Here is a 13,426-nt window from a genome sequence, read left to right on the forward strand (position 1 = left end):
GCCGCCTCGCGAGGGCGTCCCGGTCCCGCGAGGGATCGGTGACGGCTCTGAACAACACCGTCGGGCAGACGGACGCTCATGCGGCGTCGGTCTGCCCGACGGACTTTTGCGTACCGCCGACCCTGACGCACCGAGCGCCCGTGGCGACGGTCCGTCCGAGCGGGTCGGTGCCGCCTGTCGTCATCAGGGCAGCATCCCGGCGCGTCGGGCGCAGACGACCGCTTCCAGGCGGGTGGTCGCGTGGAGCTTGAACATCGCGGACTTCAAGTAGCTCTTGACGGTGTAGAGCGTCAGTCCGAGCCGGTCCGCGATCGCCTGGTTGCGCATCCCGGACGCGATGAGAGCGAGCACGTCCAGTTCCCGTGTGGTCAAGTGGGTGTGGGGCTGCGGCGTCGCTTCCGGCTCGGTGAGGCGGTCGGCGATGTCACGGATGGCCGACTTCAGCTCCGGATCGGAAACGGTTCGGCTCAACGCCCGCAGTTCGCTGTACGTCTCACGCATCTGTCCGTGCAGGCGGCCCAGGTCGGCACGGAGTTCCTCCTGGCGCCCGCGGACCGCTTCCAGCGTGACGAGTTCCTGTTCCAGTGAGCGGGCCTCTTCCTTGAGCCCGTCCTGTATCCGGTCGCCGACGACCTGGTCGGTGCGGAACGCCGCGTAGACCAGGGCCACCGGCTGCTTGCCGACGACGACCGGGACCGCCGCGATCGAGCGGAGCCCTTCTGCGCGGATGATGAGGTCGTACTTGTGAGTGATCTTGTCGGAGGCGAAGTAGTCGTCGACGGCGATCGGCCGACGTGAGGCGACGGCGCGCCCTCCGAGACCTTCGTCGTAGCGCAGGAGGAGTCCGGGGAGAGCACCCACCGTCGGTCCGGCGAAGTTTCCGAGCAGGAGATCGTTCGTCGATGTGACGGAACCCGCGAAGGCGAGGGACACACCGGTCCGCTTGTGTATCCGCTCGGCTGTCCGGTCGAGCCGACGGATGAGATCGTTGGCGATCATCGTTGATCCCCTTCGTCGGACTTGCCCGCTGCGTGAGCAGCTCGTCCATGTCTGACACACGGCCATGACACGTGCGACGCATGACCATGTTGAATGGGCAGGATTTTATCTTCCAGGTAAACGTAGGTTGTAGCAAGAAAATCGTGCCCCCCTCTTTGGAGGGTGTGGATCTGCCTCCGGGCCCCCTGACAGTGGGCTTGCGCAGCGCAGCGCCGATCCTGGACGCGGGTGCTGCGCATTCGTATGGACGGTGAGACGCGCGGAGGGAACGTGCCCGCTTCTGCGGAAGACCTGCCAGGTTCTGACATCGCCTCGAAGAAACCTTCCACCGCCCCGGCGCCGTGGCTCGAACTGCCGGACGTCGCGGCCGAGGTCGAGGACCTGCGCAGGCGATTCGAACTCCCGGATCTCTGCGTGGCTTCCGTCCTGTGCGACGAACATCCCCGGGAGAACACGGCCTTCCTGATCGTCGACAGCGACCTGGCTGTCACCCGCCTGACCTTCGGCGCACTCGCGGACGAGTCACGCAGGCTCGCCACCGCGCTGCGCGAACGCGGGATCAGACCCGGTGACCGGGTCGGGGTCCTCATGAGCAAGCGGCGCGAGCTTCCGATCGTGCTGCTCGCCCTGTGGCGGCTCGGCGCCGTCCATGTGCCCCTGTTCACGGCCTTCGCCGCCCCGGCCATCAGCGTGCGTGTGCTGGGCGCGGGCGCGAAGCTGATCGTCACCGACCACGACCAGCGTGCCAAGGTCGACGGACTCGGGATACCCGTGATCGAGGCGGGTGATGAGATCGAGGAGCTCGTCGCGTCGCACCCACCGGCCGAGGATAATGCGGCCGTCGGACCGGACGGCCTGTTCGTCCAGCTGTACACCTCCGGAACCACCGGAGCTCCCAAAGGTGTGGGAGTGCCGGCGCGGGCGATCGCCGCATTCATCTCCTACATGCGGTACGGCCTCGGCCTTCTCGACACGGATGTGCTCTGGAACGCGGCCGACCCCGGATGGGCGTACGGACTGTACTTCGGCGTGGTGGGCCCGCTCGCGACCGGGCGGCCCAACGTGCTCCTCTCCAGCGGGTTCTCGGCGGAGCTCACGGCGCAGGTCATCGCCACTCTCGGCGTGACCAACTTCGCGGCGGCGCCCACCGTGTTCAGGGCGCTCAAGAAGCAGGGACTCTCGCTCGACGAGAGCCACCGCCTGCGCGTCGCGTCGTCGGCCGGCGAGCCCCTGACACCCGACGTCACGTCCTGGGCACCGGCCGCGCTCGGCACCCAGGTCCGGGACCAGTTCGGGCAGACCGAGCAGGGCATGGTGATCGTCAACGCCTGGGATCCGAGGCTGCGGCGTGCGGTGCGCGACGGATCGATGGGACAGGCGCTGCCCGGCTTCGTGGCCGGCACCGCGGGTGAGGCCATCGCCGTCTCCGTGGTGGAAAGCCCCCTGATGTGGTTCACCGGGTATGTGAACGCGCCGGACCGGACCCGCGAGCGTTTCCTGGCCGACGGTACCTGGTACCTCACCGGAGACGTGGGGCACGAGAAGGACGGCGACTTCTTCTTCGCGTCGAGGGACGACGACGTCATTCTCGCGGCGGGTTACCGCATCGGCCCCTTCGACATCGAGAGCATTCTCACGACCGATCCCGGCGTCGCCGAGGCGGCGGTCGTCGGGCGCCCGGACGAGATCCGCGGCGAGGTAGTCGAGGCGTTCGTCGTCCCGAGCTCGGCCGACGATGTGGACGCGTCCTTGCAGGAGCGCCTCCAGAACCTCGTGCGCAGCCAGTACGGGGCGCACGCCTACCCGCGCAGGGTGCATGTCGTCGCACGCCTGCCGAAGACACCGAGCGGAAAGATCCAGCGATTCGTCCTCAGAGGCCTGAGCGACGGAGAGATAGCGGATCTCGCGTAGCAGGGAAAAGACCGACCGGAGCATGGCTCGGTGCCCGCAGCGACGGGCACGGGGAGGAACCACAGTGCGGTTCGACAACACATCGGCGATCGTCACGGGCGCCGCTTCCGGACTGGGCGACGCGGTCGCCCGGCGTCTCGCCTCGTCCGGGATCAGGGTCTGCACCATCGCGCCGGGCATCGTCGACACGACGATGATGGCGTCTTTCTCGGACGAGGTACGTGAATCCCTGGCCGCCACCGTGCCCTTCCCGCACCGCCTGGCGCGCCCCGGGGAATTCGCCGAGCCGGCCCTGACGGTCATCGCGCACGACTACCTCAACGGTGCGGTCATCCGGATGGACGGGGCCCTGCGCATGGGCCCCAGGTGAGCCGCCGTCGCCGGAATCTCGCCGGGGGCGGTGCCGACCCCCGGTGACAAGCAGTGACATCGAAATGCGCACAAGAGAGCTACGGGAGGCTCGATGAAGACCGAACTGAGCTGGATGCCCGCATGGAAGATCAGGGAACTCATCGGGGCGGGTGAACTCTCACCGGTCGAGGTGGTCGACCACTTCCTGGAGCGGATCGCGCGGCTGGAGCCGACGTTCCACGCGTTCGACGTCATCGACGCGGAAGGCGCCCGCAAGCAGGCGGCCGCGGCGGAACAGGCGATCCGGGACGGCGCCGAACTGGGGCCCCTGCACGGTGTTCCCGTCGGGATCATGGACGGCATACGGGTCAAGGGCTTCCGCAACGCCCTGTGGGGCATCGAGACACCCGAGGACGACGATCTCTGCGTCGAGCGCCTCCGGGAGGCCGGCGCCGTCATCGTGGGCACGACAGCGACCTACTACTGGGAGCCGGCGGAGCGACCGCGCAATCCCTGGAACACCGACAAGGACCCCGGCAACTCCAGCCGCGGCAGCGGCGTGGCCGTCGCCGCGGGTATGCTGCCCGTCGCCATCGGCATGGACGGCGCGGGCTCGACCCGCCTGCCCGCCGCCTGGTCCGGAGTGATCGGGATCCACACGTCGCGCGGTCTCATACCGCACATCGACTACGAGAACCCGGGGTTCGTCCTGACCACCTCGGTGGGTCCGCTGGCCCGCGACGTACGCGACTGTGCGTTGGTCCTCCAGGTCATGGCCGGCCCGGACGGGCGGGACTTCATCTCGCTCCACCAAGACGTTCCGGACTACCTCGCCAGCCTCGACGAGGGCATCGAAGGTCTGCGGGTGGCGTGGACGGACGACTTCGGATGGTCCAAGGCGCAGTGGGTCGACGAGACGCCGGCCCTCACCGAGGTGGCACGCGTGGCCGCGTTCGGCCTGACCGCCTCCGGCGCGGAGGTCCACGAGACCGCCGAGGTGTGGGAGGACCCCCGTCCGACCATGTTCATGCTTGGACGGGTGTTCTCGGCCATGGGCTACGTCCCGCCGATCGACCCCGCCGAACTCGCGAAGCGGTCACGCGAGGTCGACGAGTACTGGGGATGGTCGGACGAGCAGCCGCCGGCTGCTTTCGGTGAGCTCCCGCCGGTCACGACCGAGGACTACCGGGTGGCTTCGTGGGACCGGGCACGTAACTGGGAGCGCTTCTCACGCCTCTTCGAGGACCACGACGTGCTCCTCAGCACCACCACGCCGATGGCTCCGCGCTCGTTGGCGGAGTGGGGCCTGAGCGGCCGGCACTTCACCATGGGCTCGTACTCGGCGCACACGGCGATGTTCAACCTGCTGGGCTTCCCGGCGCTGTCCGTACCGTGCGGCTTCGTCGACGGAATGCCCGTCGGTGTGCAGATCGCCGCACGTCCGGGCCAGGAGGACACGATCTTCAGGGTGGCCCAGGCCATTCACAGCGCGTGCTGGCCCGGCACCCGGCCGCCCGGGACGGACTGACCACAGCGGCCGTTCCCACGGCACGTGACAGCCGGCGGGCCTCTAGCTGAGCTCCCGCTTCAGGATCTTGCCCGTCGAGGTCATCGGGAGGGCGGCGGTGAACTCCACGATGCGGGGGTACTTGTAGGCGGCGAGCCGCTCCTTGGCCCAGGTGATGATCTCCCCTTCGGTCGTCGGGTCTTCCGCCTGCCTTACGACCACGGCCTTGATCTCCTCGCCGTGCGACTCATGGGGCACCCCGATGACGGCCACCAGGGACACCGCGGGGTGCTGGAGGAGAATCTCCTCGATCTCACGCGGGTAGACGTTGTACCCGCCACGGATGATCATGTCCTTGGAGCGGTCGACGATGTAGTAGAAGCCGTCCTCCCGCCGGGCGAGGTCTCCCGTGCGGAACCAGCCGTCCCTGATGGCCCACTGGGTGGCCTCGGGGCGTCGGTAGTAGCCCTTCATGACGTTGTGGCCCCGGACGGCGATCTCACCGATCTCCTCGGGCCCGTCCTCGACGTCGCTCCAGTCGTCGTTGATGAGCTTCATCTCCACGCCCGGGATCGGCACCCCGATCGACCCGACCCGCGGTCGTTCGCCGTACTTGGCGAAGGACGCGACGGGCGAGGTCTCGGAGAGCCCGTACCCTTCGAGGACGGTCACGCCGAAACGGCTCTCGAACGCCTTGTGGATCTCCGCGGGCAGCGCGGATCCGCCGGCGACGGCGATGCGCAGGTTCGTCGCGAGCCGGGCGACGTCCACGGTGTCGTCGAGCGCGCCCAGCAGGCCCCAGTACATCGTCGGCACGCCGGCGAAGTAGCTCACCTCGTGGTCGAGCATGAGCCGCAGCGCCGCCCGGGCCTCGAACCGGGGCTGCATCACGATCGTGCCGCCGAAGGCGAGCCCGGCGTTCTGGATCATGGTCTGCCCGAAGGAGTGGAAGAGCGGCAGCACCGAAAGATAGGTGTCGGGGCGCTCCGCGTCCGAGCCCACGATCTGCCCGCTCGCCAGCGCGTTCGCCCGCATGTTCCGGTGCCGGAGCTCGGCCCCCTTGGGCCGGCCGGTCGTTCCCGACGTGTAGAGGATGACCGCCGTGTCCTCGTCGTCGCGGGGGACGGTGTCGAAGGTCTCCGGCTGTTCGGCGACAGCGGCCGAGAACGACTCGGGGTTCTCCTCGGCGGACCGGGACGACGCGTCGGCGTCGATGACGAACAGGTCGGTGCATCGCTCGGCCGCCTGGAAGGCGGCGCGTGCGGTGGCCCCGATCGGCATCTGCTCTGTGCCCTCGAAGGCGATATGGACCTTGGCCTCGGAGTCGGTGAGGTGGTAGGCGACCTCTCGTTCCTTCAGCAGCACGTTGAGCGGGACCACGGTCGCGCCCGCCTTGAGGATCCCGTAGTAGGCGATGGTGAACTCCGGGACGTTCGGGCAGGACAGCGCGACCCTGTCGCCCGGCTCGACACCCCGCCCGACGAGCAGGTTGGCCACCTGGTTCGACGCGGCGTCCAGTTCGGCATAGGCCAGCCGCCTGTTCCCCAGGACGATCGCGGTGCGGTTCGGGTACCGGGCCGCCGAGTCGGTGAGGAGGTGGCCGAGGTTGGCGGTCTGATCAGGCATGGTGGTGCTCCTTGGCCGCACGCTCGGTGTCGACGGAGTCGAGGAACCTCAGCAGACGGGCGGCGAACTCGTCCGGGCATTCGATCTGGGGCATGTGGCCGACACCGGCGAACATCTCGGTGTCGGCGTGGGGGAGTGCGGCCTGGGCCGCGGTGAGGTGACCGGGGGGCAGGACGCGGTCGCGGTCCCCCCAGACGACGAGGGTGGGGTGCCGGTGCTTCGCGGCCTCGCGCAGCAACTCGCCGCGCCACCCTGCCCTGACCCCGCGATACGTCGCCAGCGACCGGAGCGTCTCCAGCATCACGGCACCCGTGTCGGGCTGCCGGGCGATGGCGAGTGCGTGATCGACGCGGGCCGCGGTCACCAGCCGCGGGTCGGCGAACGTCATGCGCTCCACCATGCGCGCGCTGGTCCGGCTCGGACGCCGCACCGCGAGGCCACCCAGTCCCGGCACGGCCATGAGCCGCAACGGCAGGGCGGCCTCGGCGCCGAAACCGGCACTGTCGACCAGACACAGACTGGCCACGCGCGCGGGCCGCAGGACGGCCGCCCGCAGGGCGACCGCACCTCCGAGCGAGTTGCCGACAACATGCACCGGCCGGCTCTCGTCGAGCGCGTCGAGGGTGTCGAGGGCGGCCCGGGCCAGGACCTCCAGCGTGGTGGGCTCGGCGGCCCGTGCCGAGAATCCCGAGCCCGGCAGGTCGAGGGCGATCAGCCGGTGGGTCTCGGCGAGGAGGGGGTACAGCGGGGCCCAGTCCTCGATGCTCCGGCCGATACCGTGCAGCAGCAGCACCGGCGTACCGGCCGGCTGCCCGCCGTCCAGGATGCGGGTTCTCCGCCCCCGGACGACGGTCATGGCGGGGGCGCTCACGCGCTGACCGCGCGTGGCGACGACGGCGCGGAGACCTTGGTGCTGGTGAAGCGCAGCTCGGGATCGTCGATCGGGTCCTTGCCGAGCACGACGCGGTCGCGGTTGAAGTTCTGCGGCGCGGTCCAGGGTCCCTGGGTTCCCTGCTGCGGGAACAGATGGACGGCGCGGCTGAAGTAGCCCGACCCCATCTCGATCAGGGGCTTGCGGTCCATGCCCGCGTCACTGACGACCGGGGTGACGGTCGCGTACCCGTGCTCGTCCATGTGGGCGAGCAGCCGGCAGGTCCACTGGGCGACCAGGTCGGCCTTGAGGGTCCACGCGTGGTTGACGTAGCCGATGGTGAAGACGAAGTTCGGCACGCCGCTGACCATGAGGGACTTGTAGGCGAGGTGGTCATGGAGGCTGACCTTCTCCCCGTCCACGTGGAGCGCCACCTTGCCGAACGGCACCATGTTCAGTCCGGTCGCGGTGACGATGACGTCGGCTTCGAGTTCGGCGCCGGACGCGAGCCGGATGCCGTTCTCGGTGAAGCGGTCGATCCGGTCGGTGACCACGGAGGCCGTGCCGTCGGAGATCGCCTTGAACAGGTCGCTGTCGGGAACGACGCACAGCCGCTGGTCCCACGGGGCGTAGCTCGGGTTGAAGTGGGTGTCGACGTCGTAGCCCTCGGGCAGCGCGTTCACGGTGATCTTGCGGATCAGGGCGCGCATCTGCTTGGGGAACCGCCGGCTGCCCTTGAAGAGCATGTTCTGCTTGCGGATGTTGATGCCCCGCGTCACCTTGTACGCCAGCTTCTCGGGCAGCCAGCGGCGCAGGGTGTTGGCGATGGGGTCCTGGCGCGGGGCCGGGAGGATGTAGGACGGCGATCGCTGGAGCATGGTCACATGGTCCGCGGTCTCCGCCAGGGAGGGGACCAGGGTCACCGCCGTGGCTCCGCTGCCGATCACGACGATCTTCTTCCCGGCGTGGTCCAGGTCCGCGGGCCAGTGCTGCGGGTGGACGATCCGGCCGCCGAAGTCGTCACGGCCGGCGAAGTCGGGGGTGTAGCCCTCGTCGACGTCGTAGTAGCCGGCCGCGGAGAACAGCATGGTGGCGGTGACGGCGAACCGGGTGCCGTCGGCGGTGCGTTCCAGGGTGACCGTCCAGCGTTCGTCCGCGCGGACGAAGTCGGCGCTGACGACCTTGTGGCCGAGGTGGATGTGGCGGCCGAGGCCGTACTCGTCGATCGTCTCGTGCAGGTAGTCGAGGATCTCGTCGGCGTTGGCGATCGCGTTGTCCCGGGTCCAGGGCTTGAACCCGAAGCCGAAGGTGTGCAGGTCGGCGTCGGACCGGATGCCCGGGTAGCGGAACAGGTCCCAGGTCCCGCCGATCGCGTCCCGCGACTCGATGATCGCGAAGGTACGGCCCGGCTGCTGCGTCCTGAGGTGGTGGCCCATGCCGATCCCGGTCAGCCCCGCGCCGACGACGAGCACGTCGACATGCTCGGGGAGCGGGGAGTTCTGGGCAGGCGTGATCGAGGCGTGTGTACGCATAGCGGCTCCTTGCTGCGGATGTTTCGGGGATCGTCGGTTCGCCGACAGTGCGGGAGTGCCGGGACCCGGGGGCTTCCTGGAGCCCGGGGTCAGTCCGGCAGGATCAGCGAGACGATCGAGGGCACGGCCGAGAGCCCGGGGACGGCGAGGAAGTCCGGCCGCTGGTAGGCGGGGTCCGGGTACTCGTAGTAGCCCTTGCCCGTCTGCGTCCCCAACAGCCCGTTGTCGAGGAAGTGCTCTTTGAGATAGGCGGCGTTCGCGCTCATCTGGGTGTCGCCGCTCTGGCCGCCCCAGTAGGCCAGTACGTCGTAGGCGGTCTTCATCCCGATCATGTCGAACATGCCCATCGGGCCGACCCTCGCCCCGTTGACCAGGAAGGTGCGGTCGACGTCCGCCGCCGTCGCGATGCCGTTGGTCACCAGTGTCTGCGCCGCGTTGAGCAGCGGGACCAGCCAGGAGTTGACGAGGTAACCGCTGTGCTCCTGGCGTACCGGGATCGGGACCATGCCGATCTCGATCGCGAACTCGGTCACCGCCGTCAGCGTCTGCCGGGAGGTGGCCGGATGCGCCATGATCTCGGTGAAGTTCATGGCCCAGAGCGTGGTGGCGAAGTGGAGGGCACAGAACTTGTCGGGGCGGCCGGTGACCGAGGCGAAGTCGCTGGGCAGCAGCGTGGAGGTGTTCGTGGCCACCAGCGTCCCGGCCGGCAGCAGCGGTGCCATCTCCTTGTAGACCGCCGCCTTCACGTCCGGGATCTCCGGGACCGCCTCGATGACCAGGTCCGCCTCGGCCACGGCGGTCGCCAGGTCGGAGGTGAAGGAGAGCCGTTGCCGGGTGGCGGCGATGTCGTCGGTGCTCGCACCGAGGTTGTCGAGATAGATGCCGGCGTAGTTCTCGTGGGCCGCGCGGCAGCCTTCGAGCGCCGCGTCCGAGATGTCGTACACGACGACACTCTTGCCCTTGAACGCACTGTGCCAGGCGATCTGCCCGCCGAGGACACCTGAGCCGAGGACCGTCAGGTGTTGGAGAGCTGCCAAGAGCCTCATCCCTTCGTTGGGAGTTGTGTGTGGCTGCTCTCACATGATTGGGATGGGGGTCCGCGAAGACTTGTCGCGGCGCGACGAAGATTTGTCTTTTGACGACTTCGCACGACGGCCTCGCCCCGGCAGGGGCTCAGTCCGCCGCTGGTGCAGTCTGACTCATTGCCCCGGGTTCGGCGGGTGGATCCGGCTGGGCCTGGCGCAATCTCGTCCGAAGCTGACGCGGTGACTCGCCGAACCAACGACGGCACGCGCGGGTGTAACTGCTCTGCTCCGAGTATCCCAGGGCCCGGGCGATCCGGGCGACCGGCACCCCCGTCCCCGACAGCTCCCAGGCCAGCGCCCGACGGACGTCGTCCAGTACCCGCTCGAAGGTCGTGCCCTCCTGGGCCAGCCGCCGTTGGACCGCGCGCGGATGCAGGGACATGGCCCGCGCGACGTCGTTCAGGCTCGCCCGGTTGATGAGCAGCAGTCGCCGGACGACCTCGCGGACCTGCTCGGCGGCCAGCAGGTCCGGCCGGATCCGGGTCAGGTAGTTCTCCGCCAGCGCGAGCGCCGCGGGATCGCGGTCCTGTATGGGCCGTTCGAGCACCTGCGGGGGCAGATGCAGCGAGTTGACGTCGGCCTCGAACTCGGGTGCCCGTCCGAACACCTCCTGATAGCGGCTGAGCGGCGCCAGCCGTCGGTGCTGGAAGGTCACCCTGAGCGGGACGAAGCCGGCGCCGAGCATGGTCCGGAAGGCGTTCATGGCGATCGCCAGGCTCTTCTCCACCATCTGGTGACGGTCGTACTCGTTGCGCAGCACCGTGTCGTACGAGTAGACCGCGGCCTGGGGAGTCCTGATCAACTCGGCGGTGTCCGCGAGAACGATGTTGTGCAGGAACTCGCAGACGCTGTCCACGGCCTCGCCGACGGTCGCCGCGTTGCGCAGGATCACCCCGATGGGGCCCAGGATCCCGATGCTCTGCCGACGTGCCAACCGCATCCCGAAGTCGGGGCAGTTGAGCCGGTGCGCCGCGTCACCGACCACCGCCGCGGCGTCCCCATAGTGGATGAACCGTTCGAAGTCCCTGGTCGCGGCGGGATCCACGTGGTGAGCGCGCAGCATGGGGTCAGGTTCGCCGCCGAGCTCGACGATCAGGTCGTCCACCTCGAAGAGCACCGTCCCCCGGATCAAGTAGTCCGTCACGGTCGCCAAATATCAATTAATCGTCGCGTGAAGACAAGAACAATTCATGTCCGAGATGTGAATGTCGGCACAGCCGTCACACGGCGGCAACCTCCCTGTGACCTAGGAGCAGCGGTCATGACCGTCACCGACCACACCACCGGAGCTGTGGACACCGACCAGATGCAAGCCGTGATCATGATCGACGGCGCCCTTCGGCTGACCACCGTGCCGATCCCCACCCCCGGCCCCCGCGAGGTGCTGGTCAAGGTGCGTGCCACCGGCATCTGCGGCAGTGACCTGCACTGTCTTTCGCACACCTCCGAACTGCTGGACGCCATGAAGGTGGTCACGGGCGGCGATCTGTTCGACATCCACCAGCCGGTGGTCATGGGTCACGAGTTCTGCGCGGAGGTCGTGGCGTACGGCCCCGAGACCCGCGGGACGATCCCGCCCGGCGCCCGCGTCGCCTCACCAGGCTTCCTGCTGCGCGACCCGTTCGTCCTCCTGGGCTACGCCGGCACCGACATCCCCGGCGGCTACGCCGAGTACATGCTGCTCTCGGAGGACCTCCTGGTCCCGGTGCCGGACCACGTCCCCGACGAGATCGCCGCCCTCACCGAGCCGATGTCCGTGGCCCTGCACGCCGTGAACCGGGGCGCCCTCGGGGCCGACGACGTCCCTCTCGTCATCGGGTGCGGTCCGATCGGCCTCGCGGTGATCGCCATCCTCAAGATGCGCGGTGTCGGACCGATCGTGGCCGCCGACTTCTCGCCGTCGCGTCGGGAGATGGCGCTCAAGCTCGGCGCCGACGTCGTCGTCGACCCGAGGGAGGCCTCGCCGTACGAGTCGTGGCGGCAGGTCGCCGAGACCGGCGATCCCGAGCGGATGGCACGCCCGAACGTGCTGTTCCCGCCCGGCCTGCGGCCCGCGGCGATCTTCGAGTGCGTGGGCGTGCCCGGCATGCTCCAGCAGGTCCTGGCCGGCGCACCGGCCGCCAGCAAGGTGGTCGTCGCCGGCGTCTGCATGCAGCCGGACTCCTTCCTCCCCTCGGTCGCCGTCATGAAGGAGATCGACGTGGTCTTCACGATCGCATTCACCCCCGAGGAGTACGTGGAGGTCCTCGGCCACCTCGCCTCGGGCGCGCTGAAGGTCGAACCGATGATCACCGACCGGGTCGGCCTCGCCGATGTCCCCGCGGCGTTCGCCCGCCTCGCCAACCCGGAACAGGACGTCAAGATCGTCATCGTCCCGTCCGCCCGCTGACGTCCCGTCCACGGAATCCCACGAGGGACCTGGAGCCGCACGATGGCGTTTGCCGACCATCCCACCTGGACCGTTCGAGCGAACGGACAACGCATCCATCTGCACCTCGCCGGTACCACCGGACCCCTGGTGCTCTTCTGCCACGGGTTCCCGGAGTCCTCCTACTCCTGGCGCCACCAGCTCGACGCCCTCGCCGCCGCCGGATACCGCGCCGTGGCGATGGACATGCGCGGCTACGGCCGCTCCTCCAAGCCCGCCGATCCGGCGGCCTACTCGGTCCCTCGCCTGGTCGAGGACTGCGTGGGCGTGGTCCAGGCCCTCGGAGAGTCCAGCGCGGTCGTCGTGGGGCACGACTTCGGAGCCCCGGTCGCGTGGACGGCGGCCTGGACGCGTCCGGAGATCTTCCGTGCCGTCGTCGGGATCAGCCTGCCGTTCGCCGGCCGCGGTCTTGCCGCCCTGCCGGGCGACCCCTTCGGCGAGGCACGCCCGAGCACGGTGCACGCGGAGCTCGCAGGGCCCGGACTCACCTTCTACCAGGACTACTTCGCGCACCCGGACCGGCTCGCGGAGAACGAGATCGAGGAGGACCTGCGCTCCTGGCTGACCGCCGGTCTCTACAGCCTCTCGGCCGACCGGCCGCTGCCGCCCCAGCTCGCCGGGGTCGACCTCCTCGACCTCCCGTACCCCGCGGTGGTCGAGTTCGTCCGCGCCACCATGTGTGTGGCACCGGGCGAGCAGTTCCGCAGCCGACTGACCTCACCGGGCGAACTGCCCAAGTGGCTCGGCCAGGCGGACCTCGACCGCCTTGTCGCCGAGCTGGAACACACCGGCGTCCGCGGGCCCTTGGCCTACTACGACAACGCCGACCGTGCCTGGGAGGAGCTGGCACCCTTCGCGGGACGCCCACTCGTCGTACCGGCGCTCTTCATCGGAGGGGACCGCGACGTCGGGACCGTCTGGAGCCAGGAGGCGGCCCGGCGGGCGGGCGAACACGTGCGGGACCTGCGCGGTTCCGTCGTCGTCCCCGACTGCGGGCACTGGGTTCAGCAGGAGCACCCGAAGCGGGTCAACCACGAGCTCCTGACCTTTCTGGCAGGCCTCGGCTGATCCGGCTGATCCGATGCCGCAGGGGAGCCCGGTGAGTACCCGGGCTCC

Annotated in this window: 11 protein-coding genes; 5 read left to right on the forward strand and 6 right to left on the reverse strand. The window is 69.2% G+C overall.

The window, feature by feature from the left end:
* Positions 1-183: 183 nt before the first annotated feature.
* Positions 184-999, reverse strand: a complete 816-nt coding sequence (locus tag ACZ619_RS28740; RefSeq protein WP_469604781.1) for a LuxR C-terminal-related transcriptional regulator — start codon at positions 997-999, stop codon at positions 184-186.
* Between the two features lie 270 nt (positions 1,000-1,269).
* Here ACZ619_RS28740 and ACZ619_RS28745 point away from each other — a divergent pair, with 270 nt between their 5' ends.
* The 3 genes from ACZ619_RS28745 to ACZ619_RS28755 all read left to right on the forward strand — a co-directional run bounded on the left by ACZ619_RS28745 (position 1,270) and on the right by ACZ619_RS28755 (position 4,789).
* Positions 1,270-2,910 carry an AMP-binding protein gene (locus ACZ619_RS28745; RefSeq protein WP_469604783.1) on the forward strand — a complete coding sequence of 547 codons (1,641 nt, stop codon included), beginning with the start codon at positions 1,270-1,272 and terminating at the stop codon, positions 2,908-2,910.
* A gap of 64 nt (positions 2,911-2,974) precedes the next feature.
* Positions 2,975-3,280, forward strand: a complete 306-nt coding sequence (locus ACZ619_RS28750) for an SDR family oxidoreductase (protein WP_469604786.1) — start codon at positions 2,975-2,977, stop codon at positions 3,278-3,280.
* A 93-nt stretch (positions 3,281-3,373) separates the two neighbouring features.
* Positions 3,374-4,789 (forward strand): amidase, encoded by a 1,416-nt coding sequence (locus ACZ619_RS28755; protein ID WP_469604788.1) that lies wholly within the window; start codon positions 3,374-3,376, stop codon positions 4,787-4,789.
* Positions 4,790-4,831: 42 nt separating this feature from the next.
* Here ACZ619_RS28755 and ACZ619_RS28760 read toward each other — a convergent pair whose 3' ends face one another.
* The 5 genes from ACZ619_RS28760 to ACZ619_RS28780 all read right to left on the reverse strand — a co-directional run bounded on the left by ACZ619_RS28760 (position 4,832) and on the right by ACZ619_RS28780 (position 11,026).
* On the reverse strand, positions 4,832-6,394 hold the full coding sequence (locus ACZ619_RS28760) for a long-chain-fatty-acid--CoA ligase (RefSeq protein WP_469604790.1): 1,563 nt from the start codon (positions 6,392-6,394) through the stop codon (positions 4,832-4,834).
* Positions 6,387-7,265 (reverse strand): alpha/beta fold hydrolase, encoded by an 879-nt coding sequence (locus ACZ619_RS28765; protein WP_469604793.1) that lies wholly within the window; start codon positions 7,263-7,265, stop codon positions 6,387-6,389. Before ACZ619_RS28765 ends, ACZ619_RS28760 begins: the two co-directional genes overlap by 8 nt.
* Positions 7,262-8,797, reverse strand: a complete 1,536-nt coding sequence (locus ACZ619_RS28770) for a flavin-containing monooxygenase (RefSeq protein WP_469604796.1) — start codon at positions 8,795-8,797, stop codon at positions 7,262-7,264. The genes ACZ619_RS28765 and ACZ619_RS28770 overlap by 4 nt, the downstream gene beginning before the upstream one ends.
* Before the next feature lie 89 nt (positions 8,798-8,886).
* Positions 8,887-9,834 (reverse strand): 3-hydroxyacyl-CoA dehydrogenase, encoded by a 948-nt coding sequence (locus tag ACZ619_RS28775; protein ID WP_469604799.1) that lies wholly within the window; start codon positions 9,832-9,834, stop codon positions 8,887-8,889.
* A 136-nt stretch (positions 9,835-9,970) separates the two neighbouring features.
* Positions 9,971-11,026 (reverse strand): AraC family transcriptional regulator, encoded by a 1,056-nt coding sequence (locus tag ACZ619_RS28780; RefSeq protein ID WP_469604802.1) that lies wholly within the window; start codon positions 11,024-11,026, stop codon positions 9,971-9,973.
* A 117-nt stretch (positions 11,027-11,143) separates the two neighbouring features.
* Between ACZ619_RS28780 and ACZ619_RS28785 the strand changes: the two genes are divergently transcribed.
* The gene (locus ACZ619_RS28785; RefSeq protein WP_469604804.1) at positions 11,144-12,271 is read left to right on the forward strand and encodes a zinc-binding dehydrogenase; all 1,128 of its coding nucleotides are present in this window, start codon (positions 11,144-11,146) and stop codon (positions 12,269-12,271) included.
* 42 nt (positions 12,272-12,313) lie between these two features.
* Positions 12,314-13,378 (forward strand): alpha/beta fold hydrolase, encoded by a 1,065-nt coding sequence (locus ACZ619_RS28790; protein WP_469604807.1) that lies wholly within the window; start codon positions 12,314-12,316, stop codon positions 13,376-13,378.
* Positions 13,379-13,426: the final 48 nt, after the last annotated feature.

This window comes from Streptomyces sp. NPDC104367, assembly GCF_055583825.1.